At 44.3% G+C, this 26838-nt stretch carries 28 protein-coding genes; 19 read left to right on the top strand and 9 right to left on the bottom strand.

Annotation, left to right across the window (positions count from 1 at the left end; all coding sequences use genetic code 11):
* Window positions 1–168 precede the first annotated feature (168 nt).
* The 8 genes from NWF01_03285 to NWF01_03250 are packed head-to-tail and all read left to right on the top strand — an operon-like array spanning window position 169 to window position 8143.
* A complete protein-coding gene (locus NWF01_03285) occupies window positions 169–1014 on the top strand; it encodes a hypothetical protein (protein MCW4024041.1) in 846 nt (281 codons plus the stop codon).
* On the top strand, window positions 1015–1461 hold the full coding sequence (locus tag NWF01_03280) for a hypothetical protein (GenBank protein MCW4024040.1): 447 nt from the start codon (window positions 1015–1017) through the stop codon (window positions 1459–1461).
* 2 nt (window positions 1462–1463) lie between these two features.
* Window positions 1464–3038 carry a type II/IV secretion system ATPase subunit gene (locus tag NWF01_03275; protein ID MCW4024039.1) on the top strand — a complete coding sequence of 525 codons (1575 nt, stop codon included), beginning with the start codon at window positions 1464–1466 and terminating at the stop codon, window positions 3036–3038.
* 1 nt (window position 3039) lies between these two features.
* Entirely contained in the window at window positions 3040–4545 is a 1506-nt protein-coding gene (locus tag NWF01_03270; protein ID MCW4024038.1) for a type II secretion system F family protein, read from the top strand.
* 10 nt (window positions 4546–4555) lie between these two features.
* The gene (locus tag NWF01_03265) at window positions 4556–5584 is read left to right on the top strand and encodes a hypothetical protein (GenBank protein ID MCW4024037.1); all 1029 of its coding nucleotides are present in this window, start codon (window positions 4556–4558) and stop codon (window positions 5582–5584) included.
* The gene (locus tag NWF01_03260; GenBank protein ID MCW4024036.1) at window positions 5581–6006 is read left to right on the top strand and encodes a hypothetical protein; all 426 of its coding nucleotides are present in this window, start codon (window positions 5581–5583) and stop codon (window positions 6004–6006) included. The genes NWF01_03265 and NWF01_03260 overlap by 4 nt, the downstream gene beginning before the upstream one ends.
* Window positions 6007–6008: 2 nt before the next feature.
* Window positions 6009–6794: a hypothetical protein gene (locus NWF01_03255; protein MCW4024035.1), complete on the top strand. Its 786-nt coding sequence runs from the start codon at window positions 6009–6011 to the stop codon at window positions 6792–6794.
* A complete protein-coding gene (locus NWF01_03250) occupies window positions 6791–8143 on the top strand; it encodes a hypothetical protein (protein MCW4024034.1) in 1353 nt (450 codons plus the stop codon). Before NWF01_03255 ends, NWF01_03250 begins: the two co-directional genes overlap by 4 nt.
* On the opposite strand, the gene NWF01_03245 is transcribed toward NWF01_03250, so the two are convergent.
* Complete coding sequence (locus tag NWF01_03245) at window positions 8124–9005, bottom strand: helix-turn-helix domain-containing protein (GenBank protein ID MCW4024033.1); 882 nt, start codon at window positions 9003–9005, stop codon at window positions 8124–8126. The two genes, NWF01_03250 and NWF01_03245, sit on opposite strands and share 20 nt — an antisense overlap.
* 269 nt (window positions 9006–9274) lie before the next feature.
* Here NWF01_03245 and NWF01_03240 point away from each other — a divergent pair, with 269 nt between their 5' ends.
* On the top strand, window positions 9275–9790 hold the full coding sequence (locus NWF01_03240) for a hypothetical protein (GenBank protein ID MCW4024032.1): 516 nt from the start codon (window positions 9275–9277) through the stop codon (window positions 9788–9790).
* 103 nt (window positions 9791–9893) lie between these two features.
* Here NWF01_03240 and NWF01_03235 read toward each other — a convergent pair whose 3' ends face one another.
* Entirely contained in the window at window positions 9894–11027 is a 1134-nt protein-coding gene (locus NWF01_03235; protein ID MCW4024031.1) for a hypothetical protein, read from the bottom strand.
* Window positions 11028–11241: 214 nt separating this feature from the next.
* Here NWF01_03235 and NWF01_03230 point away from each other — a divergent pair, with 214 nt between their 5' ends.
* The 3 genes from NWF01_03230 (at window position 11242) to glnA (ending at window position 14090) form a co-directional block, all read left to right on the top strand.
* On the top strand, window positions 11242–12126 hold the full coding sequence (locus tag NWF01_03230) for an RsmB/NOP family class I SAM-dependent RNA methyltransferase (GenBank protein MCW4024030.1): 885 nt from the start codon (window positions 11242–11244) through the stop codon (window positions 12124–12126).
* Window positions 12123–12590: a hypothetical protein gene (locus NWF01_03225; GenBank protein MCW4024029.1), complete on the top strand. Its 468-nt coding sequence runs from the start codon at window positions 12123–12125 to the stop codon at window positions 12588–12590. Before NWF01_03230 ends, NWF01_03225 begins: the two co-directional genes overlap by 4 nt.
* A gap of 162 nt (window positions 12591–12752) precedes the next feature.
* A complete protein-coding gene (gene glnA / locus NWF01_03220; GenBank protein ID MCW4024028.1) occupies window positions 12753–14090 on the top strand; it encodes a type I glutamate--ammonia ligase in 1338 nt (445 codons plus the stop codon).
* 67 nt (window positions 14091–14157) lie between these two features.
* Here glnA and hisS read toward each other — a convergent pair whose 3' ends face one another.
* Entirely contained in the window at window positions 14158–15432 is a 1275-nt protein-coding gene (gene hisS / locus NWF01_03215; GenBank protein MCW4024027.1) for a histidine--tRNA ligase, read from the bottom strand.
* A gap of 230 nt (window positions 15433–15662) precedes the next feature.
* On the opposite strand from hisS, the gene NWF01_03210 reads away from it, so the two are divergent.
* A complete protein-coding gene (locus NWF01_03210; protein MCW4024026.1) occupies window positions 15663–16706 on the top strand; it encodes a hypothetical protein in 1044 nt (347 codons plus the stop codon).
* A 199-nt stretch (window positions 16707–16905) separates the two neighbouring features.
* Here NWF01_03210 and NWF01_03205 read toward each other — a convergent pair whose 3' ends face one another.
* The 5 genes from NWF01_03205 to NWF01_03185 all read right to left on the bottom strand — a co-directional run bounded on the left by NWF01_03205 (window position 16906) and on the right by NWF01_03185 (window position 20361).
* The gene (locus NWF01_03205) at window positions 16906–17157 is read right to left on the bottom strand and encodes a hypothetical protein (GenBank protein MCW4024025.1); all 252 of its coding nucleotides are present in this window, start codon (window positions 17155–17157) and stop codon (window positions 16906–16908) included.
* Window positions 17147–17773 carry a 4Fe-4S ferredoxin gene (locus NWF01_03200; GenBank protein ID MCW4024024.1) on the bottom strand — a complete coding sequence of 209 codons (627 nt, stop codon included), beginning with the start codon at window positions 17771–17773 and terminating at the stop codon, window positions 17147–17149. Before NWF01_03200 ends, NWF01_03205 begins: the two co-directional genes overlap by 11 nt.
* Window positions 17770–18093: a metalloregulator ArsR/SmtB family transcription factor gene (locus tag NWF01_03195; protein ID MCW4024023.1), complete on the bottom strand. Its 324-nt coding sequence runs from the start codon at window positions 18091–18093 to the stop codon at window positions 17770–17772. Before NWF01_03195 ends, NWF01_03200 begins: the two co-directional genes overlap by 4 nt.
* A gap of 108 nt (window positions 18094–18201) precedes the next feature.
* Window positions 18202–18855: a DUF996 domain-containing protein gene (locus NWF01_03190; GenBank protein MCW4024022.1), complete on the bottom strand. Its 654-nt coding sequence runs from the start codon at window positions 18853–18855 to the stop codon at window positions 18202–18204.
* Between the two features lie 69 nt (window positions 18856–18924).
* On the bottom strand, window positions 18925–20361 hold the full coding sequence (locus tag NWF01_03185) for a M56 family metallopeptidase (GenBank protein ID MCW4024021.1): 1437 nt from the start codon (window positions 20359–20361) through the stop codon (window positions 18925–18927).
* Window positions 20362–20525: 164 nt separating this feature from the next.
* Here NWF01_03185 and NWF01_03180 point away from each other — a divergent pair, with 164 nt between their 5' ends.
* Window positions 20526–21764 (top strand): glycosyltransferase family 4 protein, encoded by a 1239-nt coding sequence (locus NWF01_03180; protein ID MCW4024020.1) that lies wholly within the window; start codon window positions 20526–20528, stop codon window positions 21762–21764.
* 159 nt (window positions 21765–21923) lie between these two features.
* A complete protein-coding gene (locus tag NWF01_03175; protein ID MCW4024019.1) occupies window positions 21924–22091 on the top strand; it encodes a hypothetical protein in 168 nt (55 codons plus the stop codon).
* A 118-nt stretch (window positions 22092–22209) separates the two neighbouring features.
* Here the strand turns inward: NWF01_03175 and NWF01_03170 are convergent, their stop codons facing one another.
* A complete protein-coding gene (locus NWF01_03170; protein ID MCW4024018.1) occupies window positions 22210–22380 on the bottom strand; it encodes a hypothetical protein in 171 nt (56 codons plus the stop codon).
* A 218-nt stretch (window positions 22381–22598) separates the two neighbouring features.
* Here NWF01_03170 and NWF01_03165 point away from each other — a divergent pair, with 218 nt between their 5' ends.
* The 4 genes from NWF01_03165 (at window position 22599) to NWF01_03150 (ending at window position 26837) form a co-directional block, all read left to right on the top strand.
* Window positions 22599–23594, top strand: coding sequence for a hydroxyacid dehydrogenase (locus NWF01_03165; protein ID MCW4024017.1), 996 nt, complete (start codon window positions 22599–22601; stop codon window positions 23592–23594).
* Between the two features lie 120 nt (window positions 23595–23714).
* The gene (locus NWF01_03160) at window positions 23715–24695 is read left to right on the top strand and encodes a ferritin-like domain-containing protein (protein MCW4024016.1); all 981 of its coding nucleotides are present in this window, start codon (window positions 23715–23717) and stop codon (window positions 24693–24695) included.
* A gap of 63 nt (window positions 24696–24758) precedes the next feature.
* On the top strand, window positions 24759–24893 hold the full coding sequence (locus NWF01_03155) for a hypothetical protein (protein MCW4024015.1): 135 nt from the start codon (window positions 24759–24761) through the stop codon (window positions 24891–24893).
* Window positions 24894–24914: 21 nt separating this feature from the next.
* Window positions 24915–26837, top strand: a complete 1923-nt coding sequence (locus NWF01_03150; protein MCW4024014.1) for a 2-oxoacid:ferredoxin oxidoreductase subunit alpha — start codon at window positions 24915–24917, stop codon at window positions 26835–26837.
* Window position 26838: the final 1 nt, after the last annotated feature.

Below are 26838 nucleotides of genomic sequence, written 5' to 3'. Positions count from 1 at the left end.
ACCCTTAAATCCCCCCCACATTTTCTTTTCTTTATATCCAATGATTTTCTGTAAAATACACCATTATTTATGGCATTATTGGTTTTTTTTCTAAAATAAGGTGTAATTATTTGGACACACAAATGGCTTAATCCATTTTTTCAGACTAACTATACAAGAGTATACCGCGTGATGAAATTGGCAGTCTTCCTAAAACGTTCAACTAGAAGAATCTTTAGTTCAAAACGTGCGCTAGCACTGCCAGTCACATTCCTGATACTGTTTGTCACAACCTTAGGACTCATAATGGCAACCTACTACTTCTCAGTACAAAAAATAGGCACACAAAGCGAAACCCTAAAGGTATCCACAGCCCGACAAAACTTCCTATCCCTAGACAGCACAATCATCTCAACTCTTTGGCACCCAGGAACTTCAGCAACTTACGATTTAGCCGATTCAGGTGGACTGCTAACCATTCAACCCAACAATAACACCCTAACCATAACAGCAAGCGACGGGGCAACAATTGACGAAACTGTCTATGACTCAATCATTGGACAAGTCAACTACAGAATCTCAAACTTGGGCACGATGTCTATTGGGCTTTATCTGCGGGGCAGTAGCCAAACCATAACAAACCAAACTGGTGCATCTTCAAGCCAAGTCTTCCTTATTCAGGGCACGCAAGGTCCAGAAGTTCAACTGCAGTATCGCCCAACAGTTACCTACGCCGCAGCTGGAACACAAGATGACAAAACGGTAACCAACATCCGTATCTACCTCGTCAACTTGAATTCTTCTTCGGCAATAACTTCGCAAGGGCAAGTTCCACTCAAAATTTCCTGTGTTGACACTTCCCTTTCAACCCGAAGCTACAACCTCACCAGCGGAACTGAAAACTTTACGTTAACCGCGCATTTAGGCACAGCAACCAACAGCGTTTCAATCCCAATCAGCAGCACCCCTGATGGCGCCATAGTTAATCTGGAAACGGTGGTTTCAAGCGTTACAATTGAGAGGTGGATTCGCTAAATGCCCTCTAACATTCCAAGCTATGTGTACTCGCTTTTTGCAGCGTTAATCGTTGGCACAATCGTGGTTTCCGTTTGCAGTGTCGCAATGGCTAACGTAAAAATCAAAGCAGAAACCGCCCAGTTAGAAAACATCAACGAGTACGTGGCAGCACAGAGCATGACTTTGCTGTCACATTCCACGGGAAAAAATCAGAACGATACACTGATTTTAGAGTTGCCCTCCCAAGTTGGTAATCAAAGATTCTGGATACTAATATCAAATGATACCAGCGGCGCTTGGGTGTCATCGGGCTATGGCATAACCACAAACATCAATCAGGCAAAGTTTGCAATTCCTGCTCAGGTTTGGGCGTCAGGCGTTTATGTGAGTGGCAGTGGCAGGGCAGTTCTTGAGTGTAGTTCACAAAACAATGTTGTAACTTTAAAATTGACAAGTGAGGCTTAGCAATGGTTGGGAAAAAGAAAAAGCAAGAGGAAATGGCGGAAAAAGAAAAAACCAGCGATGAAGAAATGATAGCTTTACTTGGCATTCAGGGGTATCAGGTTCCTGAAGGATATAGTCAAGTTGAAAGTTACCCGTTAAATGCGCCGTTTTCCTACGCTTGGGTGTTTCAAGATGATTCCGAAGCAAGCTACTTTTACGTGATTGATGAGCTCGGCATGACCAAAGAAGAACGAGAATCATTCAAACGCCTAAAAAATATTCTGGAATATGAGCTTAAAGCACCCCGTATTGATGAAACTCTTGTTGACTCGTTCCACAGACAACTCCCAGCAATTCTTGAGCAACATTCCAAATCAGTTGAAGCTGATGAGGTAGGCTTGCGCAAAATTATTTACTATCTTGAGAAGGATTTGATTGGTTACGGAAAAATCGATGCACTCCTTTCTGACCCACTAATTGAAGACATAAGCTGCTTAGGCATCAATAAACCTGTGTACATTTATCATAGAAAATACGCCAACGCCAAAACAAACATCGTCTTCACCGACGAGGAAGAACTTGATGATTTCGTAACCCGCATCGTTCACAGACAAGGTAAACACGTCAGCATCGCACACCCCATCGTTGACTTGACATTGCCGGGAAAGCATCGTCTAGCTGTTTCGTTTGGCAAAGAAACAACCCCCGCAGGCACAAGCTTCACAATCCGAAAATTCAAAGAAGATCCATTAACCATCGTGGACCTCATACTAAACGAAACCATCGACGAATCCATCGGTGCATACCTTTGGATGCTTATGGAAAACAAAATGTCCGTAATGGTTGTTGGTCCCACAGGAGCAGGAAAAACCACAGCATTAAACGCTGTTGCCTGCCTTGTCCGCCCTGACTTCAAAATGATTTCTGTAGAGGAAGTCCAAGAAATCAATCTACCGCAAGAAAACTGGGTTTCCACCATTGCAAGGACAGGTTTTGGCGGCGACAGTGAAGGAGAAGTCACACTCTACGACCTCATCAAGTCTGCTGTGCGTCACCGTCCAGCGTTGATTTTGGTGGGCGAAATCAGAGGTGAAGAAGCGTATGTGCTGTTTCAGGCTTTGGCTACTGGTCACGGTGGCCTTTGTACTATGCACGCTGATGATGTTGAAAGCGTAGTTATGAGGCTTACCCAGCCGCCCATGAACATCCCCACAAACATTCTCTCACTGATGAATTGTGTTATTGTGGTTAAACAGGTTAAAACTTCATGCTTTAATTCTCACCACCGCAAAATGTCTTCAAGAAAATTCACCAAAGTCACCGAAATAGACAACGGTGGCGCAACTCATGAGGTTTTCACGTGGAACATGTCCTCAGACACCTTCCAGCAGAACCTACAAGACAGTTACCTGCTAAAAAAAATCGCTCAAAATCTTGACGCACCGTTAAGTGTGGTTCAGCAGGAATTTGAACGCAGAAAACGCATACTGCTCAACATGGTGGAAACTAACATGCGTGATTTCCGTAGCGTCCACAAGGCCCTAAACAGTTCCGTAAACGTCTGCTTAAACCCAAAAGAAGAAGCGGAGGCACAGTAGCGTGGCAGCGGGCGGTTTAGGCAAAATCTTCAGCTTTATCCATAAGGCAACTAGTGAAGAAAGAGAAAACACCGAACGCGAACTGCCCTTTGCAGTCATGATTTTCACTCTGATGGCTGCCAGCGGGATTTCGCCATATGAAAGCTGGAAAAAAATGCGTAACCTGTCCTTTTTGCCCGTGTTTAAACGTGAAGCTGATGAGGTGGTGCGGCAAGTTGAGGTTTTAGGCAAAGACCCCTTAACCGTTATGAATCAGCGAGCAGAAACCACTCACTCTAAACTTTACCGCAATTTCCTAGGCGGCTTTGTTTCTTCAGTGAGAAGCGGCGGCAAACTGGTAGATTACATGAAAAGCCAGCTAAAATCCATCTTTGAATTACGCTACATTAACCTGAACCGTTCCATCGAAAAAATAGCCACACTTGTTGAAGCCTACTCAGTTATGCTGATTGTGGTCTTATGTACCTACATCTTGTTCGTGGTTTTTAGTTCATCTAACTTTATGGATATTTTGGGTGGCGGCACAATTGATGTCTCACCTGCCATGTCCTATCTCATTGCGTTTCTGATTATGCCTGTGATGTCTGGCATTTTCATTTTAGCCGCCCACAACATGCAAAAAAGTGCCTTCCCAGACCTCAAAGACCTCTACAAAAAAGCACTCGTAATGATTGTTCCAGCTTTCGCAGTCATCGGCATCTTTGGTTTTATGCCCTCCCTTCAAAACGCCATCAGACCCTTGGGGCTGCCCGAAATTGCAACAATATGTTTAGTTGCTGCATCCATGCCTGCTGCTTTGCAGTACTGGCGGATTTCAAGAATCAACTATAACGCTGAAGAATCCATTCCCAGCTTCATCCGTGACATTACCGAATCCCAAAAAACAGGGTTATCTCCAGAAAAAAGCATTGTGCAAGCAACCAAACGCAAAGATTACGGACCCTTCTCCAAATTCCTAAACCTCATACGCAGCCAAATCGAGTGGGGTGTGCCACTGCGGAAAACCTTTGAAAACATCAAAAAGGAAATCCGAAGCTGGTTTGTCGTGGTGAATTTTGCCATGATGGTGGAAACCATTGAAATCGGCGGCAACAGCATCCAATCTCTTGAAATCCTATCGGAGTACAGCGAAAAAGAACGCGAACTCCAAGTCAACCGCCGCGCCCTGCTAAAACCCTACATTTTGCTGGCTTTTATGTGGAGCGTGCTTATCGCCGTGACAACAACCATTGTTGCCTTAACCACCAACATGATGACTGCCATGGTCAGCGAAGACTTGACCTCAGTTGCTAACATAGTCATGCAGGACCAACTCAAAATCTTCTCCGTAGGCATAATTATACAATGTTGGATTTCAGGATTCTTCATCGGAAAAATCAGCGAAGGCAACTTTGGCGCAGGCTTCAAACATGGCGCAATGCTGGCAGCAACAGCGTACTTGTCGCTGGTTGTTTCACAGGTGTTGCTCTCAGGCGTTTTCAACATGAGTTTACCGCCGCTGAAATAGGAGGATAAAGATGCCTACAACCACAATTGACACGTTTTTTGCCTGCACAATAATTGTTGCCGTCGCGTTGATAGCTACAGCTTTTGTGGGTTCCTCACTGATTGCCCGAATAGATGCCACTCACAACGCAAACGAGAATGTGTATTTGCAGTCAATCGCAGACCACATAGTTACAAACTGCGGAACACCAACCAATTGGGGCACAAGCAGTCAGATTCCGCAAGATTTCGGTTTAGCCGCCTCAAACTCCACCGTGCCATACGAAGTGGATGCAGACAAAATCTGCATGCTAAGCACGCTATCAACCTTTAACCTTGCAGCCTCCGCGAAACTAAGCAACATCGCACTGGGCATATCCGTTTCCCAAATCCTCCAAATAAGCCTCCAGCAGCCCCAAACCCAAACCGAAGCAGAAAACACAACCTACACTTTTCCGGTACAAACCAGCATAAACTCTAAACTGTCAAGCGCAAGCCTCCACTGCTACGTGTTGGCAGATGGCTTCCAAAGCGACAACTACTATAACACCTCAACCGACGGCTCAGGCTCTATAAACCTGCAAATTCCCACGGACAAAACAGGCGGAGCGGTGCTTCTGGTTTTTGCGCGTGCAGGCTTTGATGACCGTTTAACATCGTTTATGGTTTATGATTTTGCCAGTGCAACTCAAATGGAAACCCCGCAAAACCAAGTTTTGAACCTGAGTGCTATTGGTTACACGTTAACTGTTAGCTCAAACGCTTCAGGTGTCAGCGTGCAAAACGTGTACCTCTTCTCATTTGCCACCCAGCAAAACTTGACTGAAACATCAGAAAGCCAGTTTGCCGTTCCCGAAATCATCGACAACAGCCCATTTATTTTGGTTGTCTGCGGAGAAAACGGTAGCGTGTACTTCCAAGACTGGACAGCTTATCCGCTGGTTCCGTTGAATGCTGGTTCAAACTTTACCAATTCTGAGCGAAATATATTCAGCTACACCGTAACTATCAAAGGTGTTCTCTATAAGCTGGCTGTCAGTTTAGGAGGCACCCCCAAGTGAGGCTGATTTCAGATAAGCGTGGCCAAGTGCGGGTTATTGAGGCGTTTTTTGCTACGGTTCTGCTGTTTTCGTGCGTGATGATGATTCCTGCGGCGCCCTCGCAGGTTAAGGATTCCAGCGTGAACCTGTCAGCAACCGCCCAAAACGTCCTGTTAAGTCTTGACAGCAACGGGCATTTAGCAGACGCAATAGAGCAGGAAAACTGGCAAACGCTAAAAAGCAGTCTTGAAGCAGTTTTGCCCTTAACCGTATGGTTTAACCTAACCGTTTTTGACCAAAACCACAACATCCTAAACAGTTACCCAATATGCAATGCAGGAGCAGTCAGCGACAGCATAATTTCAGAGACCTACGTTTGTGTAAGCCCAAGCAGTGATTACACTTGGTATGTTTTGCGGCTGCAACTCTCAGTGGAGGATTAGCCATGAAACGCAGTCTTAGACGAAACAATTCGGGGCAGGTGCTCATCGTGTCTGCCTTGCTGCTTGCGTTGGTTTTGCTATCCACGGCACTCTACGTTATCCAATCCGAAAAAACTGCACCAACTGCCCAAACATGCCAAAACGACTTTGCCGCTTATCAGCAGGCTGCAAAGAGCACACTAATCAGTGCACTGGCAAATGTTACCAATGGGGGTGATAGTAGTGTTTTGGCTTCTGATTTGGATAGGTTTACCTCAGCAGTTACTGCTCAATCGTATCAGTCTATGCTGCAATTACAAACCTGCTCCTTAACCACTGCACCCTATCAAGATGGACTACATATTTCATGGGGCAGTAGCGGATACGGCATCTCCAGCGCCTGCACAGACCTCAACATCAACACAGTTACAAACACGAAAAACTCAAGCACCCAATACAACCTAACCATAACCACCGAAATCGACTGCAACGGAGAATGCTGGTTGCTAGAAGGCAAATACAAGGAGGTTAACTTGACAGTGAACGTGTACAATGAGGGACAGGCTGCGTTGGCGGAGAATTTCACTTTCCTTTTCGATTTTGATGGTTTGCTTTCCACTTCAGATTGGCTTCCTGTTAACGCTACAAACACGGTTATTAATAATTTAGGCAACGGCACCTACCTTGTTTCGCTTACTTTTGAATCTGACCAAAGAAACATCCCAGCTGCAGTTTCTGTTACATGCCTTGACCAAAGGGGCATAATGGTTGCGGCGGTTTTAACGTTCACTGGAATTGAAAAACCATGACAAAGCAAAGCAGCACCCAAAAAAGCTTGGCAATACTTGCCGTTTTGCTCATTGTCTCCTCAGTAGGCGTAACCTTTGCAGATAACACACCAACACTAAATACCCATGATGATTCCATGAAGGTTTCTGAGGCAAAACTAGATTGGGAAAAAATCTACGGCGGCGCAAGCGATGACAGAGCTTTGTACACAATTCCCGTTGAGAACGGGGATTTTTTGGTTGTAGGCACCTCATGGTCCATTATCAGTAGCGTCATGGTTGGTTGGGCTTTGATGCTTAACCAAAACGGCGAAGAAATCTGGAATCAAACCTACCTTACAGGCGACGGAACTGAGCTTCGCTGCGCCCTCAACTTAACGGATGGTTTTTTGCTTGTGGGTAACACGTTTTTGGATTCAGGAAACGAAAACGGGTATGTTGCCCGAACAGATTTGCAAGGTGCATTAATCTGGAATACCTCGGTTGGTTTGGGCACAGTTAACAAACTTTTTTCAGCAACACAGACAAGTGATGGCTTTATGCTCTGCGGCTTAACCTCCGCCAATGAGACCTCAAGGTCTTGGGTAATAAAAATCAGCTTTGACGGCAACATAATTTGGAGTAAAACCTTTGGCACATCAGACTCGGCATTGAGAACCTGCACGACATGCCCAGACGGAAACTTTTTGGCTGCAGGATATATAGCGGAGCTGCAAAACCCTGATAGATACGATTTCCTAATCCTGAAACTCGACACCTCAGGTAACCTGCTGTGGAACCAAACCTGCGGCGGAAACGGAAGCCAAAAAGCCTATGCCATGGCAAAAACCGGTGACGGTGCAGTGATTACGGGCGATGGCCTCTCAGCAGAAACCGACAGCGACGCCTATATCATGAAAATTTCCTTTGACGGCCAAATCCAGTGGACAAAAACCGTGGGTGGAAAAAGCACGGATTCCCCAGCTACGATTGTGGCTTCAAGTGATGGTGGATTTTTGGTGGCTGGCTTCACGTTTTCTTTCGGTGAAGGCTACCGCGATTACTGGCTAACCAAAATTGATAATGAAGGAAGGGTTTTGTGGAGTTGTACCCTTGGTGATTCTGCTTATCAGGAGGCTTATGGCGTAATTGAGATTTCTCAGGACCAATTTCTGCTTGCGGGTTGGACTGACCCCCAAGGTGTACCTGAGTTAGTGGGCAAAAAAACCTACGATTACTGGGTAGTGCAGGTTGAAATTGAGGCTGGCTTTGACTTGTCAAATGCGAAACTGGCTATCTGGGTTGCTACTGTTGCGGTTTGGGTGGTTCTTGCGGGAGTTGTCGCTAAAATTATTTTTGGAAAAGGGAAAGTTAGTTTTCTGAGAGCTTGATAAAGAGCATCTGCAACGTTTTTACGAACACGCTGTAGTTTGTCCAGATTGCGCCTGTGCGGAACTTTCTTTTCGCGTCTTCGCTGCTTGGGTCTTTTTCGTGGAAAGCGATGAGGACTTCTTTGTTATCTGAGATTATGAAGCAGGGGAGGTTCTGGTTGTCCACGATTCTGCCAACATCACTTAGCCAGGATAGTTGCCCAAGGAAATAGGCGCTTTTGAGGCTGTTGTCAGTGATAAGCGACACGGTTACTTTGTCAGCTTGCTTTTTAAGCTCATCAGAGAAGTCACTGTAGTAAAACTGCGAAAGATAATCTGCAGATGCGAAAATCTGGAACTTCTGCGTGGTCCTCTCAAGTAACTCAGTTGCTTTCATGATGACTTGCTGTTCACCTTCCAACATCTGGAAAAGCTCTTTTTTTGCTTCCTTAACTTCAGGCTGAGGAATAGACGCCCATAAATCAACAAGGCTTTGTTTTTCCTGCTCAAGCATTTTTATTTTGATTTTTTCGGCATCCACCAGCAAATCTATTGCTTTATCCATTGGGACAGCGGTGAATTTGAGGGGCTTCTCAAAGAGCGAGAATACGATGCCTTTCTTTTCTAGGTCACGCAAAATGCGGTAGGTTTCGGTTCGGTGAAGAGCGATGGCTTCAGCGATTTCCCCTGCTTTCTTTTGTCCTGCCCTTGCCAAGTAAAGGTAGACTTTGATTTCGTTTTTTATTAAACCATACTTGGATAGTGTATCCTCTATAGTTGTTAGTTGCTTGTTGAATGATTGGTCTTTTTTCGCCATTTTCCAAGCTTCAGTTTGCTTGCTGTAGATTTTTGCGAAATCAGGATTTTCCAACGCAAGTTCCATTTTACCAGTTGCACCTTAACTTCCGTAGTTACGATATTGTATCCCAATACTGACGGTTTGTATATAATACCATTATGAATGCAAAATATGGATTCAAAATCCATGTTTTTTTGCCCCCTGAAAAATAGGCACAAAAACGCTAAATTATCAGATTTTATGGTTGAAAATTGTGCCAAAAAAGACTGCCCCTTCAAGGTTTCCACAGATGATGCTGTTGGGGACTGGTTTTTTAGGGAAGCCTTTAAACATTTACAGCTGAATTTTCGTGTATGAACTGGAAATCAACTGCAGTAGAGACCCTTAAAAGCAGAAGAGTATGGCGCTGGGAACTCGCAGGTATAATAATCTACGCACTCCCAGTAATATACCGGTTTGCCACCCAAAGCGTCACCATACCCTTTCTTGATTTCCCAGGTTACTGGATAGGATACTGGATACCTGGCAACTTGCTGGAAAAAATTCTGGTCAACGCCTTCTTTCCCGGCGGTGCAGGAGCAATTTTAGGCGAAACCTTCTTCGTCATCCATAAAGGCACACCGCTAAAAGGCAAAAACAAGTATCTCGCGCGTCTTGCAGGCGCATTGTTTCAGCAAAGCCTTTGGAGCACCTTTCAATATTTAGGCTACGAGTTACTGATTGCTCCGTTTGGATTCAACATTTTTGAAAGTGCCTTGATGCTGCCGCTGAATTTCACTTTGGCATCGCTTTCAATTTTCACTCCTGACGTGGTTAACCTGCTATGTCGTAGCACAAAAAAGCTGAAGAACCTGTTACTATCACGATAGACCCTTCCTCTATTTATAACATCAGTTTGATTCTACAACTGAATCTACAAATCCAAAGTTATGTTGTGTTGCTGGAGGTAGTGTTTTGTGTGTGAATTGGGTGTTAGGGGGATTTTGAGGTTTTGGTTGAGGTGTGTTTGTAGTGGTATACTGTTATGCTGGTGGCTGTGATGATTGTTGCTGAAACTGTTACCCCGATGATTATGGTAGTGGTTTCTGTCAGGATAGGTTGTTTCTCTTCCGTATTTCCGGGGCTACTGGAAGGTGAATTATTTTGGTAGCCCTGAGGCGTGTAAACCTCAACAACACCTGTTTCTTGTCCTGTTATTACATTACTAGTTAATGCGCCGCCTATGCAGTATATTTTGTCCTTAAGTACTGCCACTGCAAAACCAGCCCGAGCGGTTGGCATATCCGCAGCTATATTCCATGAATCAGACGCGGGGTCATAAACATAATTTGTCTGCACCATCCGAAGATCCATGAAGCGGGGACTAAAAAAGCCGCCTATCACATAAATCCGCTCTGGCACCTGATTTCCCGTGGTTGCAGCTATGCCTCGTGAACTGTAAAATTCGGGTATGTCTGCTGCTTTGCTCCATTGATCAGTTTTTGTGTTGTATATGTCAACGTCAAACTCTTGGTTTATTATGTAGATTTTTTTGTCTATGACGCAGGAGAGGTGGGAACTCATCAGTTTGGGGGGCGACGTTTTTTGTGTCCAGCTGTCTGTGGCAGGGTCATAAACTTCAGTTAAACTGTCAAACCCTTGTTTATCACTGCGTACTGCGCCTATTCCTCCTATAACGTAGATTTTGCCATCCACAACGTTAGCATCCATCTTGTCTCTAGCTGGATACAGGGGCTGCTTTTTTTCCCAAGTGTCAGTTAAAACATCATAACCCTCATTAACGCTAGATTCACCATTTGGTCCCTGACCGCCTATAACGTAAACCTTGTTGTCTAAGGCGGCTATGGCATAACTTACTCTTGGTGTGGGCATGGCTGTTTTTTGTGTCCATGTATCTGTTGCTGGTGTGTACATGTAGGTGAAGGTTTTGCCAAAAACATAGATGCTGTCCTCAACGGTTACTGCTTTTATGCCACTGGCTGCTTGAGGCATAGCGGTTTTTGTCTCCCAAAAATCCCCCACTGAAACCTCATCGGCAGTGACGCTTGGAAAAAACAAAACACAACAGACTGCAAGGAGGAAAACAAGCAAAACATTTCTTTTCATTTTTGCATCCTCAAAAAACAGTCAGTTAATTAGTGTTATAACATTTGTGATAAAAACGGGTTATTGTGTTTTTATGTTTTAAGGTTGTGCATTTCATCATTTAAAACAAATTTTAAAAATAACATGTAATCAAGCGGAATAGGGTTGAAAAAAGCCAATGCTGCTCCGGAAATCCTTGAAAGGTTTTTATCTTTACTTACCCATTTAGGGTTCGATGTCGGCTAAGGATTTCTTTATCTCCCGTTATGCAGAACTGGGTTGGAAATACCATGAGGTTGAGTTGCGGCAAGCTATCCGCATAAACACCACTAATGTTCGGGGCAAAAATCTTGTGGGACGATTGGAAAGCTTGGGCGTGCATCTTAAAAAGATTCCTTTTCTACAGCAGGGCTACTGGGTAATGGACAGCAACGTGTCGGTGGGTGCAACTGCCGAGTATCTGCTGGGCTTCTACAGTATACAGGAAGCAGCCGCACAAATTCCCGCCATTCTCTTCACAAATTTGAAGGGCAAAAAAGTTCTGGACGTGGCAGCAGCTCCAGGTGGAAAAACCACGCAACTCGCCGACCTCATGGAAGGCACGGGTGCAATTGTGGCGTTGGATGTGGATAAACGGCGGTTAACCGCACTGAGCAATCATTTGGAACGGTGTCATGTGGCTAACACGGTGGTTTATCAGTTGGATGCACGAGAAGTACCTAAGCTGGACGTAAAATTTGATAGGATTTTGGCTGATGTTCCCTGTTCAGGTAACTTTGCAGGCGACAAAAACTGGTTCCGCAACCGAACCCTAAAAGACGTGAAACGCAACGCGGCACTGCAACGCGAAATCCTTGCCAAAGCCGCACAATGCCTCACGCCCGACGGCGAAATCATCTACTCCACCTGCTCGCTTGAACCTGAAGAAGACGAGCTTAACATGGATTGGGCAGTAAAAAACTTGAACCTAAAAATCAAGGAAATAGACTGCCTCGGTGAATATGGCTTAACAGAAGTGTTTGGCAAAACGCTTGACTCATCAGTGGCACGTTGCAGACGTTTGTGGCCTGAGCAGACACAGGGCTTTTTTGTTTGCAAACTTGGGAGGAAGGAACCTTGAAACAACTGCTAAATTTTGCCGCCTCAGTTGGCGCCCAAATTGCTTTGAATCCTGAGGGGGTTGTGGAGAAAAATGGTAGGTTTTACTTGGTAAATCCACTGGTGCGCAAATTTGTTCGGGGCGACTTTTTTTATGCGGGACTCTATTTGGGTAAGGCTAAACAGGGCAAGTTCTTTCCCAGTTTTAACCTGTTGAATTTGCTGGTTGCTTCGGCGGCTAATCGGGTGGTTTTGGATAAAAAAGCTGCTTGGCTTTTCATTTGTGGCAGGGATGTTTTGAGTAAGGGGGTTGTTAGGGTTTATGGTTCGCGGCGGAATTGTAATACGTTGGTGCTTAATGAGTTTGGGGAGTGTTTGGGGTTTGGCAGGTTTTTTGGACAAGTAAGTGGTGATTCGGGTGTGGCGGTTGGGAATGTTTTAGATGCGGGGGATTTTTTGAGAAGAGAACGAAAGTGGCTTTTTTAGGGGTCTACCTTTTTAGCAGTGTAAAAAAAGTGTGCATTATTTCAATAAACAGGATTTGCTTTGGACATTTATCTACTCAGGAAAGCGATATGCTTAAATATGTTTATGGCAAATGTGTTTTCCATAACATGTGACAGTAGCCATTATAAAGGGGAGAAATCAATGAAAAATTTTAAAGATGCAGTTTGGAAAGAAAACGTAACCAAAGTAGTCCAACAAATCCAAGAAAAAGACATAAAATTTGTTAGGCTACAATTCACCGATATCAACGGCATGCTCAAAAACTTAGCCGTCAGCTCCAAAAACATCGAAAGTATGTTTGAAAACGGGCAATCATTTGACGGTTCTTCAATCACGGGTTATCGTCCTATTGAAGAGTCCGACATGGTGCTATATCCGGACCCAACAACTTTCGCTGTGTTGCCATGGAGACCAAAAGAAAAAGCTTCCTGCAGGCTAATCTGTGACGTTTACACTCCACAAAACAAACGCTTCGAAGGAGACCCCCGATACATCCTCGAACGCGCCATCACAAAAGCAAACAATGCAGGATACACCTACATTTGCGCTCCTGAACTAGAATTCTTCATAGTTAAAGAAAGCGAAAACGGCGGCTTACCTAAACCAATCGACTTGGCAGGATACTTTGACTTCCACCCAAGTGACCTAACCGACGATTTAAGACGTGAAATCGCCGACACTGCAGAAGCTTTCGGTATAGACATCGAAATCAGCCACCACGAAGTCGCGTTGGGACAAAACGAAATCGACTTCAAATATGGCGAAGCACTCGAAACCGCCGACCGCGCAATCACCATGAAAATGTGCGGCAAAGTTGTCGCAGCAAGAAACGGCTACATGACAACTTACATGCCAAAACCATTCCAAGGCATAAACGGAAGCGGCATGCACACTCACCAACGCCTCTGGAACAAAGACGGAACAGAAAACATGTTCTATTCCGAAAATGCTGCACATGGATACCTCAGTGACGTTGCACGTAACTTCATCGGTGGACAACTCGCACACGGACGCAAAATGGTTGCAGTCCTCAACAGCTGGCCAAACAGCTACAAACGTCTCGTTCCAGGATACGAAGCACCCGTATATCTTGCATGGGCACACAAAAACCGCAGTCCACTTATTCGTGTACCTAACTTTGGCGGCAGAAAGAATGCTGCAAGAATGGAAATCCGATGCCCAGACGGTGCAGGAAACCCCTATCTACAGTTTGCAGTGCTCTTAGCAACAGGTTTGGATGGTATCAAGAACAAGATTGACCCAGGTGAACCAGTGGAACTAAACGTTTACCACATGAGCTACGAAGAACGCAAACAACGCGGAATCGTCAGCCTACCCGAAAACCTCAAAGAAGCCCTTGACGAGCTTGAAAGCAGCGAGTTGATGAGAGAAACCCTAGGTCCAGTTACATTCGACAATTTCCTGCGTGAAAAACGCCACGAATGGGACCTCTACCGCACACAGGTAACCGAGTGGTAAGTCAACCGCTACATAACACGACTCTAAACCACAAAAAAGCCCATTTTTTGGGCACACAATTTTTTCTTTAATTTTTAATTTTTTCAACTAAACTCTCTAAAGGCACCACTGATTGTTCTCGCTTCGCAAAATCCTTCAGCATAACCGCGCTTTCTTTGAGTTCCCGCTCACCCACGATTATCGCGTAGTCTACTTTGCGTTTATCCGCATCTTCTAAGGCTTTGCCCATTTTTCTGCCCATAACCTCAAACTCCACCGCCACGCCATCCGCGCGCAGGGATTGGGTAATTTTGAGGGCTTCCGATTTGACGGCATCGTTAACGGGGATAACAGTTACCCTCTTCGCCTGTTGGGCTAATAGCTGGGTTTGCTGAGTCTGCAAGGCAATTGCAACGCGGTCAATTCCATGGGCACAACCAACCGCAGGTGTGGATTCGCCGCCAAAGACTTCGATGAGCCTGTCGTAACGTCCTCCTCCACCTAAAGCGATTTCCAACTCTGGGATGTAAACTTCAAAAATCATACCCGTGTAATACTCTAAGCCACGCGCGAATGCGGGGTCTACGGTGAGGTTTTCAACGCCGTTTTGTGTGAGGAGCGTTAGGATTTGCGTGAGGTTCTCCACTGTAGCCTTAGCTACTTCATAACCTGAAACAAGAGCCTTTACCTGTTCAACTGTGTCCTGCCAATCTTTACCCTTAATCCCAATCAAGCCCACCAACATTTCTTGGCACTTCTCAGAGGCTACCAGTTCCAATGCGGCATCGTACTCTTTTTTGTCCATACGCTGCAAAACCGCATTCTGCACCTTCTCATCCACACCCTCAGCGGTGAGAATTGCGCGGATAACGCCTATGTGCCCGATTTTGAAAGCGTACCCATTAAGATTCAACGATTTCATGAGGCTGTTGGTGAGTAGAATGATTTCTGCGTCTGCCTCTGGTTTAGCGGAGCCCATTAATTCGTAGTTGGATTGCCAGAACTCGCGGTACCTACCTCGCTGTGGCTCATCATAACGGTACACTGTGCCCACTGAGAACAAGCGGAGTGGTTTAGGCTCATTTTTCAATGCAGTGGTAACTAATCGTGCGATGGAGGCAGTAAATTCGGGGCGTAGCGCCACTTGACGCTCACCCAAATCTTTGAAGATAAACATGCGTTGACGGATTTCCTCACCCGACTTTGCACTGAGCAACTCAAGCGGCTCCACATGCGGGGTTATGGCTTCTTTGTAGCCATAGACTGCAGCGTTTTCTCTTGCTTTAGTGATTATGTGGGTGAAGAGTTGGGCTTCTTCGCCGAGTAAATCTCTCATTCCGCGGACAGGCTGGAAAGCAGGCATATAGTTGAACCTCTACAGTTTAGCTGTATGGTGCTTCTTAATCTTTTAAAGTATCGCTCCTAAACAGCAAATTCAACAAACCTATTTGGATGCTGTTAGTTTTTCTTTGTGGAATCCTCTGGAGGGATTGTTTGGTTTGGCTTTTTAATCAAAGGTTTTTTTGTTTTACACGTGTTTTGCAATAGGCTAATAAGCGAAGTGAGTTCCATTCGGGTGTGGTGAAAAAAATTATGAAATCTGCTACCTTGCTGCTTTGTTTGGCTCTTTTAGTAACGTTAAGTCCCGCCTTGATAGCTAATACTGGTGCTGACGAACAAACAGGTGACACATGGGAGACCAAAACATCCGCAGTCCAACGGGTAGGTGGCTTGGAGGCTGTTGCGGTGGGTGGTAAAATATTTGTTTTCCATAGATTTTCCACTTATATGTATGATCCGGAAGCTGATACTTTGATGAATAAGACTGCTATGCCTACTCCTAGGACAACTTTTGCTATTGGGGCAGTAGGTGATAAAATCTATTTGATAGGTGGCAAGAACTTGACAGATAAGCCGACAAATGTTAATGAGGTTTATGATACGCAAATTGATACGTGGGAAACAAAAACGCCCTTAGCATACACAACTAGCAGGGTAGATGCTTGTGTTATAGGTGATAAAATTTATGTGTTAATTAATCAAGAAATCCAGAAGTATGATCCGGCAACTGATACTTGGACAAAAATAACCTCGATAAGTTGCGATAATATGCAACCTGTCAGTGTCAACGAGAAAATATGTATCATATACCCTGCAGCCACCTTTATTTATGATACAAAAACCGATAATTGGAGTACTGGCGCGCAGATACCTGAGTATTACGCTGGTGCAGGTGTTATAGCTACGACGGGGCAGTTTGCTCCTGAGAAAATTTATGTTTTAGGCGGGTATGTAGGTTTTCTTGAAAGTGTGGTTAATACGACTTATGTTTATGATGTTGCGTTTGATACGTGGAGTTCTGTAGCAAGTATGCCTACGGCGCGTTGCGTCTTTGCTAGTGCAGTGTTGGATGATAGGATTTATTGTATAGGAGGCGCGGTTGGCTGGTTTGAATACACCCAAGCAATCGATGTTTACACTCCTTTGGGTTACGGTACAGTGCCGTCTGCTTCACCTAGCGACAATTCACCCGAGGGTGCTTCAGTTTTGATTATTGGGGCAGTGGTAACCGCGGTTGTTTTGGTTGCAACAGGGCTAATTTATAATTTTAAGCGTTCTCCAGTTAAAGATAAGTAATTGGAACAGCGCACTTGACTACCTTTCTATTTGGAGCCTAATAGTCAATCATTGCAGAAACGATAGAGAGGGGTCAAAGTCTATTTGGTTCCTATTAGAAACTCTATGCAGAAACTATAGAGGGGAGGGTTCCTAATGGAGCATTTCCCAACCAAAACCAGCCGTTCAAAAAAATTATGCCCCCTTCAAAGAAAAAAGGTTAATGTTTTCTTTGCGCGATTATTCCCCGGCATTTATCGGCGTATTGGCAGTAGCTTAGGCATGGCGCGTCGTCGGCGGGGCGTTTCCATTCGGCTCCGCATTCTGGACACGTGGTTTTGTCTTCGTCACTCCACACTTCCAAGTCGCCTCCGCAAACATGACATTTAATGTAGGATGGGGTTGGTTGCAGGAACTGTTTTAAGCCTGGGCATGTTTCTGGGTTTTTCTCAAAGGGTTTGTCAGAGCTCAATGATTTCACCTCCCACTTTAACCTCAAACTCGTAAACAGGAACCTTCTTGCCTGAACCCTCAAGCGCCTTGTTCACTGCCCACTTCAAGCCTGTGCAGCAGGGAACCTCCATGTGCAACACGGTGATGCTGGCGATGTTGTTTTGGCGTAGGATTTCGGTGAGTTTTTGCGCGTATGCGCGTGCGTCATTGAATTTTGGGCAGCCGATTATGACGCGTTTGCCAGCGATTACGCCTTGGAAGTCTTTGATTATGACTGGCGCACAATCTGCCACAAACAGCAAATCCGCTCCCTCAAAAAACGGTGCCTTAACAGGCACAAGGTCAAGCTTGACTGGCCACTGTGGCTTTATGGGTGCTGCCGTGGTTTGGGCTTTTTTGGTTTTTTGGTACGCATGGACTTCTGCTTCATCAAATGCTGGGGCTTCTCGCTCGATTATGGTGATTGCTCCCTGTGGGCAGTGTCCTATGCATGCGCCTAATCCGTCGCAGTAGGTTTCTTTGACGATTTTGGCTTTGCCATTGACGATTTGTAGGGCGCCTTCTACGCAGTTGGGGATGCATTGTCCGCATCCGTTGCAGAGTTCCTCGTTTATGTTTACTATTTTTCTTTTCATACTGTTTCGTCTCTTAGGCATTTTCCGCCAGTGGGGCAAAATTTTTGGGCGTGATTCTCAATGGCTTTAAAGATGGGTGTAAGGGTTTCCTTGTTGGGGGCGTAGATGTGTTTTTTACCCTGTTTTTCTAGGAGGATTATGTTGCAGGCAAGGAGTGGTTTTAGGTTGTGGCTTATCATGCTTTGTTCCTGCCCAAGTGCGTCTGCGAGGTCTGTTACGCTCATGGGTTTTTGCATTAGTTGTTCAATGATTGCTAAGCGTGTGGGGTTTGCGAGGTTGGTGAAGAATTTGTGGCAGATTTGGGTTAGGCTTTTTTTCATTTTGCTTCATCTTTAAGCATGAGTGATTATTCATATGAATTATTATTCATATAAACTTGTTGGCTTCAACCAAATCCAAAAAACAAACAAAAAAAGAAAAAGAGGAGATTAAACAGGCGCTGGCGGAGGCGGACTTGCCATCTCCACGGCCTCTTCAGGACGCTTCATCATAAAGAATGCAATAGCAACCAACAGAACCGCAATCCACATCAGCAAAAAGCCAACGAAGATAATCGCCAGCACTGCACCAATAAGCAAAATTAATCCTGCAGTTCCAAACAAGCCTACACCTGATTTAACGGACATAGTCTTCAACGATTTCCTAAACAGGAAAGCAACGATTATGATAAATACCCACGCAATTAAGAAGGCTACCAGCAGTGAACCAAGCAGTGGAATAACATCACTTGGGTTAATGTTTGCAGTGTCAGGAGTCATACCTGAAAGCGCCGCCCAATCTGTGCCGTTCCATCCAGGGAACATTTTCTGAAGGAACTCTACCAGTGGACCTCTAATCGCAACGAAACCCACAACAACCGAAACCATTACTCCAACTACGCCTGCGATGACTCCATAAATGGAATTGTTAAAGATGCTGCGTTCTTTGTATATGCCAGCAAAACCGTAAAGGGCAAATAGCAGAATAACCAAGCCGAGAATAGAAATGATGTTTCCTACGTAAGGAACAAAGGGTATTAGGACACCAATGAACATTAGTAGTGCTCCAACGCCGCCTAGATTTTTCGTTGTTTCAAAATTCATTTTTTTACCTCAGTTTTTCTCTATTAGGTTTTAAGATAAAAGCTTTTGCATCGCCGACAAAGCCCTAACCTAAAAGCTTGCCAAAAAACCTGAAATTACATCCCTGATTGAGCGTATTAGAGGGTGACGAATTTTTTTCTCTCCCAACTTTTCAAGGCGATCAACTCTAAAATAGATCGGCGGATGAGGGTCCAGACCCAGCCATTCCTGCAATCGAAAAGAGGGCGTGCGCTCATATAGGAGCCGCTGGAAACCAATTTTTTCAAGAGACCCCGCAAGAACCGAGGGTTGCCCAACCATGTTGGCTGAAACAATGTCTGCGCGTGCCTCAAAGAATTTGGCTATGAAGAAAATCACAACCATGATTGCCCAGAAGTAAACAAAGAACAGAAGCGTTGAGAAAATAATGGGAAACAGCGGGAACAGTACATAGAATCGGAACAAAAACTCCGCTGCGGTCAACCCATACAAAATCAAGGGGTCCCTGCCGCGTAAATGTCCAAACTCGTGCCCTAACACGCTTTCAACCTCATCTTCTTCCAGCTTAACCAAAAGTCCAGTGGTGATGAGAACAAGTCCACGTTTTGGGCTGGGTCCTGAGGCGGCAGCGTTTGGAACCATAGTGTTAGAAACCACAATTTTAGGCGTTGGAAAACTGAAAAGGTCCGCAATTTTTTTTACAAGCGCGTAAACATTTATTTTTTTGGTTTTCAGGTTTTCTAATTTACATTCTATGCCATGTTTGCAGAAGATTTTTTGAGCTTCAACTATGTCGTTTTGTCCTTTGGTGGCGATTATTTCATCATAGATTTCTTTTTTTATTGCTCTAATTTGGTCTTTTGAATACTTGCTTTTATCTCCAGATGGCAAATAAAGCTCTAAAAGGTGAATAGTTGGGTTGGCCGCAGTAATTTTCCAGTCGGCTGTTCTTCCAATAAATGCAGTTGAGTAAAAAACGAAAACAAATTGTACGGCAATTAGAACAAGCGGCGCTATCCAGAAAATTTCAGGACTGACTGTTAAAAGCACAATAAAGATGAAGGTACCAAAAACTATGAAAACGATGAAAAAGAGAATTTGGGTCTCAAGAAAAAGCCTGTTAAATGATTTTTCGGGTTTTGTGTAAGCCTCAGGAACTATTTCTTCGCCTTCCCGCCAAGCAAAATACAAGGTTGCTTTTCTTGCGTGTTCTTCAAAGAGCTGTAGCGCGATAACTATGTCTTGTTTTGCTTCTTCCATCATGGTTTGGGTTACATTTGACTCAAGCGGTGTAACTTTTATCTCGATGGGGTCGTCGCTTTTTGCTTCAACCTGCATTAGCATTTTGCCCGTGTTATCAGTCACAGTGTATGCTAGGTAATCTTGCTGGTTGGTTGTTTGTCTGTTAAAATTGGTGAACCTTTCTTTTTGAGATAGCAAGTATTGGCTGTGGATGAAATCAAAAAGTTTCTCAACATAACTTGCTGGAACATCCGTTTTAACATGATATATGGTGGGTTCAACCATTATTTTTTTTCAAACCTAAAAAAGTATTTTTGCGCCAATTAAACCAAGGCTTTTCTAATTTAAAACCGTTGCTGAAAAAGGTTAACAGCTTAACGCCGAGGCGTACCTGCATATTATATAAGTAGCTTTCAATTATTAGGTATTCTAATTATGAGGTTACTGTTTTGAGGATAGGCTTTTTTGTTTGGGAGTATCCGCCTCAACTTGTAGGTGGCTTAGGAACATACGCAGAAAACATCACCCATCAATTCGTGGATATTGGTCACGATGTTTCAGTCTTTACACTAAACAATAACGGGTTGAAAACTCGGGAAATCCTAAAGGGCGTTGAAGTGCATCGACCCATAATCGCCGATGCAAGCAACGTCTGGCCCTTTTTTGTGGTTGATGACCTTAAAAAGTGGGGTACAAACATTAAACTATTCAACGATATATTCATCTACAACGTTCTAAGTGCAACAAAATTTCTCAACAGCCTGATTCTCAAAGAAAAATACAAGTTTGACATGGTTTGTGTTCACGACTGGCTAAGTAGCATTGCAGGGCTGATAATAAAGAATGAATCAAAAATCCCTGTTGTTTTCCACACACACAGCACAGAATGGGGTAGAAGTGGCAGTTCAGGTTCAGAAGTTGTGTCGCATTTGGAGAGGGCTATGGCTCAGAATGCTGACCGCGTAATTACTGTTAGTCATGCTATGCAGGATGATCTAGTTAAGCATGGCTGGTCCCCTTCAAAAATCAGCGTTGTTTGGAATGGAGTTGACCCTGAAGTTTATGACCCCCGCAAAGTCAGCAAGGAAGATATTGACGCGCTAAGGGCAAGTTATGGTCTTCCTCCAGGCTGGAACATGGTGCTTTTTATTGGTAGATTAACCTGGGTGAAGAGCGTGCGTAACTTGTTGCAGGCGATGCCGATTGTTCTAAAAGAGTTTCCTAACACTAAACTGGTTATTCTTGGCAAAGGCGACGAACAAGCTGACATAGTGGAAACCGCCGAACGACTAGGAATAAAAAACAACATCGTTTACCGATTTGATTTTGTCTCCGAAAAAGAACGCATCCTACATTATGCTGCTTCAACAGTGTGCGTTTTTCCTTCAGTTTATGAACCATTTGGCATTGTTAGTTTGGAGGCAATGTCTATGGAGAAACCCGTAGTTGTTGGAGCGCGTGGTGTTGTCGGCTTTAAAGAGCAAGTGGTAAGCAGTGGTGCCGAACAGAGTGGCGTGCATATTAACGGTGAAGACCCTGCGGATATTGCATGGGGTATCATGGCTGCTCTTAGGAATCCTGAGAAAGCCCAGAATTGGGGTGAAAACGGTCGGCGACGTGTGTTGGATGTTTTCACTTGGCGTAAGGTTGCTGAGGAAACAAGCAAAATCTATGAATCGTTGCTTTAGCTCTTTTTTCTCTTTTTTATTCGTATGTTAACGTTGTTATGTTATTCATTTTATGACTTGTTTTTGTTCATTTACGGGCAGTTGACACATTATAGTTTTACCTGAATCAAAAATCTCTAATATTAGTTGTGCCATAGTTTATTTTTGAGGGTTTATAGAGTGGAAGAATACGTAAAAGGCCCCGCTCCTGATAGGTGGCACTGGTACAAAGAATGCAAGCAATACCCCCGCGCTGTCATCCAAAGACGCTCTAGACGACCAAATTCTGACCTCTGCGATGAATGCCTCGAAATTGAGGCAAAACAACTGCGCAGCGTAGCACACTAAGAAGTCCTAAACTTACCCGCAAACAACAACCAAAACTTAGCACATGCTCTAAATCTATTTCTTAGTGTGGCGTGATTAGTTATTTAGTTTGTCTGGGCGTTTTTTGTGAAATAAAAAATTATACAGTTATATTGCAGTTTGGGCAATGTCTGTGAAAACCGTGGCGGTGGTCGTTCCAACCACTGATTGGAACATCTTTTTTTGAGAAGGCATAGCCGCAGTTTTTGCATTTTATTTTGCCAGATTTTTGAGGGAAGAAGGATGAAATCAGCCTAAACGGGTTATTCAAGGTTATCATCTTTTCAATGAGTTTGTTTTTTGTTTTATAGTTTCAGTCGAATTTGGAATAGTAACAATGCAGTTTTATAATTTCTGAATTACAAATATGTAAAAATCCCGTTTTATGAAATTTTGTTGTCTCAAGTTGATGCTACAACCCCTTAAATAAAGAAATTTTTTATCACTCATAGCTGCCTTTAAGCATTTTTGTGGTGATGAACTTTTAAAATTGCTTTTTTTGAAGTTCAAGATTGGGAACGCAAATTCATCCAGAACGGACTAAAAAACCAGGAGCTCCTCCTCAATAATGAAGCCCTAGACCAGCAAAGCATCCAAAAAATCCAAGACACAGAAATCCTCTCAGTTTTCATCTACTCCAACATAACCCGTAACTTGATAGAACAACTCCCCAACCTGAGCCTAATATCCACACGCTCCACAGGCTACGACCACATCGACATAGCCACCGCCAAAGAAAAAGGCATACAAGTCTGCAATGTCCCACTATATGCTGAAACAACCGTGGCTGAGCACACTTTTGCCTTAATTCTTTCTCTCTCACGAAAGATACATGATTACTATGAGCGGACGCGGCAGGGTGATTTTACCTGCAGAGGGGTTAGCGGGTTTGATTTGGCGGGCAAGGTTTTGGGTGTTTTAGGCACGGACAGAATTGGCAGAAAAGTCATCGAGATTGCAAAAGGTTTTGGAATGCATGTTTTGGCTTTTGACAGTTTTCCTAATCATGCTTTGGCGGATTCCTTAGGTTTTAAGTACGAAAAAGCAGAAAAGGTTCTCTCAGAAGCTGACGTGTTAACGCTTCACCTGCCTCTAAACGATGAAACCCGCCATTTCATCAACGAGGATACAATTAGCAAAATGAAGAAAACAGCAATCATAATTAACACTGCAAGGGGTGGACTGATTGATTCTCAAGCGCTCACTGAAGCCTTGGTTGAAGCGCGGCTAGGTGGTGCAGGATTAGATGTACTGGAGGAGGAGACGCTGATTCGGGAAGAAGCTGAGTTGTTGTTGGATGATGTTCCACGGGAAAAGTTGGCAACGATGTTACGGGAGCATATTCTTTTGCGGTTGGATAATGTGATTATTACGCCTCACTGTGCCTTTAACAGTCGCGAGTCCCTTGAGCGGCTGATTAACGGAACAATCAGCAATATTCATGGCTTCATAGATGGCAAACCACAAAACATTATAAATGGATAGTGTGGTTTGGAGCTTATTAGTACATTAAACAGGTTTTCTGTTGGTTGCTTTTGATTCAACTAATTCATAAAAAATTTTATATTTGGGATAAAGTTTTTCTTTTGTAGAGAGTGATTAATTTTGGCAGTCAAATTTTCTCTTGAATATATCGAACTTTTAAACAAAGCGGTTGAACGCGAACTTCAAGTTTCCGTACAGTACATTTTGCAGCATGGAAAAATGGAAAAACTCATCCGCAAAACCCTTCCCGAGAATATACTTTTAGACAAAACAACTTACGACGCGGTTGGCGCATTCCTTCGGGAAACCGCAATCACTGAAATGAAGCATGCCGCAGACATCACAGAACGCATATACTATCTTGGAGGCAAAGCAACCACCAAAGCCAGCAAAGTCACCATCGGCAACGGCATCAGTGAGTTCGCAAAACTTGGTGCTAAAGCCGAAGAAGAAGCCTTAGTCTTATACAGGCAAATCATCGCTAAAGCTGAAGAGATGGGTGATTGGGAAACAAAGCAGATGTTTGAGCGAATCTACAGCGAAGAAGAACAGCATCTTTTCAAATTCCAAGAATACACCAGCTTTCAAGATGAAGCTGACGAGTCAAGCAAAGTACCCATGCCAGAATGGCGCAAGATTTTCACCGATGACTACTTTGCACTTCTCAACAAGGCAGTTGCCTCAGAAATCACCGCGATAGTCCAATACACTAATCAACATGAGAAAGCTGCGTTACTTGACCTGCGAATGAAAGATACACCTTTAGAAACTATTCAAGATGCTAACAAAGCCTCTGTGATAAGCAAAATCCTCAAAGACATTTTCATGGCAGAAATGGATCACCTAGAAAAAATCAGTGAGCGCATCTACCTGCTTGAAGGCGAAGCAGTTTATAATCCTGATCCCTTGCCAGTGGTGGGTGAAACCGCGATGGATTTCATAACTCTTGACCGTGCACTTGAAGCCGACACTATCCTATTGTACCGCCAAATTATTGCTGAAGCCCTAAAACGTGGCGACACAACGACTCGGCGTATGTTTGAGGATATTGTTTTGCAGGAAGAAGAGCACTACTGGACATTTGACGACTACGCCAAGTAACAAAACCTTTTTCTTCCTTTTTTGTCTCTTTAGTACTTGTTTATTTTCCCGAGCTTGATGCTTATGGGTAAAACTAAAGAACCTCGTTGCCCCCGATGCGGAAACTTCATTGATGACTGCACCTGCGTTTGTCCCTACTGTGGAGAAACCAACAAATGCACCTGCTGCATCGGGCAAGCAAGAGCAACAGGCGGGTAACTAATCTTAGGATATGAGTTTATGGTAGTTGAGAGTTTAAACTGGATGGCAGGTGGACCACAAGGCAGCGGCGTTGACACGGCAGCCAACATTTTTGGACGTGCATGCGGCTACGGTGGCTTGTGGGTTTACGGCAGACGTGAATATCACTCAAACATCAAAACAATGCACAGTTATTTTCATCAGCGCGTGTGTAAGCAGCAGATTTTAGCGAATGTTGCGGATGTGGATTTGCTGGCGGCTTTTGATGCTGAAACAGTTGTGCGGCATATCACTGAGGTGGTTGCAGGTGGCGGCGTGATTGTTGATTCCCGCTTTTTAGAAACTAATGTTTTAACAGGGATTCCAACGTTTGGTCCAGACTATAAAGATTACTTGCAAGGGTTCATGGCGGAAAACGGCGTAGGCGAAACCATAAACGACTTCCTCAATTACGCCAAGCAGAAAGGCGTCCAGATCTTCCCTGTTCCTTACATGGACTTGCTAAAGCAAGTGGGCGAGAAACTGCAAATCGAAAAAATCAGCACACTTACCAAAATGATAAACGTCCTAACAATCGGCATCTCCTTTGCACTGCTAAAATACCCCCGTAAACTGGTAGAGCAAGCAGTCCACGCCACTTTCAAACCAAAAATCGCCGAAATGAACATAACCGCCCTAAACGTCGCCTACGATTATGCCCAAAAAACCTTCCAGGGCAGTTTCAAGCATAAACTGGAAAACATCGGCGCCAGCGAGCCGCGACTTTTCCTTACAGGAAATCAAGCTGTAGCGATGGGCAAAGTATTGGGGGGTTGTAGAGTACAAACCTATTATCCGATTACGCCAGCAGCGGACGAGAGTGAATACCTTGAAGCCCACGAACTACTAAAAACCCGCATTGGGCAGGAATCAGTTATTGTGATTCAAACCGAGGACGAAATCGCCGCCATAAACTCTGCCTCGGGTGCGTGTTTAGCGGGGGCAAGAGCTGCCACGAGCACTTCTGGTCCCGGGTTTAGTTTGATGGCTGAGGGGTTGAGCTGGGCTGGAAACAATGAGGTTCCCGTTGTTGTGACGATGTATCAGCGTGGTGGACCTGCAACTGGATTGCCCACTCGGCATAGTCAGCAGGATTTACGGTTTGCCATGCATACGGGACACGGCGAGTTTGGCAGAATCATTTTAGCATCAGGCGATATTGCTGAATGCTTTTTTGATGCTGCTGAAGTTTTTAATTTGGCAGAAAAGTATCAGATGCCCACGATTCACCTTCTGGATAAAGCTATGGCCAACTGCAGCCAAACATACCCCAACTTTGACTACTCCAAAATCAAAATTGACCGTGGACAAATCGTAACCGAGCAAGACTTGGAGGGTAAGCAGTACAAGCGGTTCTTGTTTACCGAAAGCGGGGTTTCTCCACGGGCGTTTTTGGGTACAGAAAATGCGGTACATTGGCATGCTGGTGATGAGCATAACGAGTTGGGTAACATCTGCGAGGAACCCTTCATCAGGACTAAAATGATGGAGAAGCGGCTTAAAAAAATGGATTTAATTGAGCGTGAGGTGCCTGATTCATTTAAGGCTAACTTTTTTGGAGACGAAAACGCTGAGAACATTGTGATTAGTTGGGGCTCACCAAAAGGTGCAATTATTGAGGCTATAGAGCGGTTAAGAGCTGAGGGTTTTGGGTTTGGGTTTGTGCAGGTTCGCATGATTCTTCCCTTCCCCTCAAACTACATTACCAAGATGCTTAGATGCAAAAAACACATAATCGACATAGAAGACAACGCAACCGCCCAGCTTGCAAGCGTAGTGGCTGAGAAAACTGCGGTTAAACCCAACTTTACTGTGCTAAAATACAGTGGTAGACCCATGACGACAACTGAGGTTTACTGTGCCCTAAAAAATATAGTAACAGGAAAAGCAAAAGAGCGACAAGTGTTAATGGATGGAGCATAAA

The organism is Candidatus Bathyarchaeota archaeon (assembly GCA_026014585.1).
Taxonomy (GTDB): Archaea; Thermoproteota; Bathyarchaeia; order Bathyarchaeales; family Bathycorpusculaceae; genus Bathycorpusculum.
The sequence above is the reverse complement of the archived record's forward strand: the minus strand, read 5'-3'. Positions and strand labels throughout refer to the sequence as shown.

Coding starts and splice junctions, on each gene's coding strand:
- NWF01_03200 (MCW4024024.1), bottom strand. CDS start 17,773: ATGAAAAGAAAAATAGTAAACATAAACGAGGAACTCTGCAACGGATGC.
- NWF01_03240 (MCW4024032.1), top strand. CDS start 9,275: ATGAACTGGAAATCAACTGCAGTAGAGACCCTTAAAAGCAGAAGAGTA.
- NWF01_03150 (MCW4024014.1), top strand. CDS start 24,915: ATGGTAGTTGAGAGTTTAAACTGGATGGCAGGTGGACCACAAGGCAGC.
- NWF01_03235 (MCW4024031.1), bottom strand. CDS start 11,027: ATGAAAAGAAATGTTTTGCTTGTTTTCCTCCTTGCAGTCTGTTGTGTT.
- NWF01_03250 (MCW4024034.1), top strand. CDS start 6,791: ATGACAAAGCAAAGCAGCACCCAAAAAAGCTTGGCAATACTTGCCGTT.
- NWF01_03195 (MCW4024023.1), bottom strand. CDS start 18,093: ATGAAAAAAAGCCTAACCCAAATCTGCCACAAATTCTTCACCAACCTC.
- NWF01_03155 (MCW4024015.1), top strand. CDS start 24,759: ATGGGTAAAACTAAAGAACCTCGTTGCCCCCGATGCGGAAACTTCATT.
- hisS (MCW4024027.1), bottom strand. CDS start 15,432: ATGCCTGCTTTCCAGCCTGTCCGCGGAATGAGAGATTTACTCGGCGAA.
- NWF01_03185 (MCW4024021.1), bottom strand. CDS start 20,361: ATGGTTGAACCCACCATATATCATGTTAAAACGGATGTTCCAGCAAGT.
- NWF01_03280 (MCW4024040.1), top strand. CDS start 1,015: ATGCCCTCTAACATTCCAAGCTATGTGTACTCGCTTTTTGCAGCGTTA.
- glnA (MCW4024028.1), top strand. CDS start 12,753: ATGAAAAATTTTAAAGATGCAGTTTGGAAAGAAAACGTAACCAAAGTA.
- NWF01_03275 (MCW4024039.1), top strand. CDS start 1,464: ATGGTTGGGAAAAAGAAAAAGCAAGAGGAAATGGCGGAAAAAGAAAAA.
- NWF01_03210 (MCW4024026.1), top strand. CDS start 15,663: ATGAAATCTGCTACCTTGCTGCTTTGTTTGGCTCTTTTAGTAACGTTA.
- NWF01_03245 (MCW4024033.1), bottom strand. CDS start 9,005: ATGGAACTTGCGTTGGAAAATCCTGATTTCGCAAAAATCTACAGCAAG.
- NWF01_03255 (MCW4024035.1), top strand. CDS start 6,009: ATGAAACGCAGTCTTAGACGAAACAATTCGGGGCAGGTGCTCATCGTG.
- NWF01_03230 (MCW4024030.1), top strand. CDS start 11,242: ATGTCGGCTAAGGATTTCTTTATCTCCCGTTATGCAGAACTGGGTTGG.
- NWF01_03265 (MCW4024037.1), top strand. CDS start 4,556: ATGCCTACAACCACAATTGACACGTTTTTTGCCTGCACAATAATTGTT.
- NWF01_03190 (MCW4024022.1), bottom strand. CDS start 18,855: ATGAATTTTGAAACAACGAAAAATCTAGGCGGCGTTGGAGCACTACTA.